This window comes from Bacillus sp. HY001 (genome assembly GCF_007558965.1).
Taxonomy (GTDB): domain Bacteria; phylum Bacillota; class Bacilli; order Bacillales; family Bacillaceae_G; genus Bacillus_A; species Bacillus_A mobilis.
This window is the reverse complement of sequence record NZ_VLTE01000190.1, coordinates 1-888: the sequence shown is the minus strand read 5'-3', so window position 1 is coordinate 888 and position 888 is coordinate 1. Positions and strand designations below refer to the sequence as shown.

Annotated in this window: 1 pseudogene; it reads left to right on the top strand. The window is 32.8% G+C overall.

Annotated features, from left to right (window positions below):
* Nucleotides 1–688 precede the first annotated feature (688 nt).
* Nucleotides 689–888 (top strand): annotated as a pseudogene (locus FOT98_RS30350) (hypothetical protein); the annotation flags it as partial.

The window sequence follows — 888 nt, the reverse complement described above, 5'->3', positions numbered from 1 at the left end:
TCAACTTGCAACAGTATAATTTATTTTTCAACCTAGTAATTTTAAAATTTTTAAGCTATTTTTCTTATATTTTGAGTAAGTTACATACATAAAATGCAACATGTTTGCGGTATCCTTTCCCTAACTTTCCTACCATTTTCACTCTAATCCCTTATATACCAAGGGTTTAGGTACTTTTTCACTTACTTATATACATATCATCCAACTTGCAACACGTTTGCGGTATTCATGCCCTTATTCTTTACACAAGATGCAACACTGTTTGCGGTATCCTTTCCCTATTTTCAATCTATAAGTGCCAAAAAAACCTTTTATATCAAGGGTAATCATTGCAATTCATTATTAATGATCCTGCTAACCAACTTGCAACACGTTTGCGGTATCCTTTCCCTAACCCCCCTATCATTTTTCACTCTAATCCCTTATATATCAAGGGGTTAGATACTTTTTCTGCTTATTCATATACATATAATCAACTTGCAACACGTTTGCGGTATCCTTAACACAAAAAAAAATTAAGAAATTCTCTTAACCCTTGATACGACTAGCTTCATAAGCTGTTGCAAGTTGCTATTTTTCTTCTTAAAGGAGCACATTTTTACAAAATTCGTTTTGCTATAATCAAAATTGGAATATTTTATAGTAATTTGGCATATCTTTCTGAATTTGTAGAACGGAGGTGAAAAAGATGGGAAAATCATTTGTGATACGTAATCAACGTAGCTTAAATGGGGAAACAACCAATGCTGTGTTAGTAACATTAAAAGCTTGGCAAAAATTTGTGGAAACATTTGAGGAGAAGTACTACAGCTATAAAGATACATATTTAGAAGATATTCTGCAGCACATGACATACGAAGAACGTATTGCTGACGTAGAAGGCTTTGT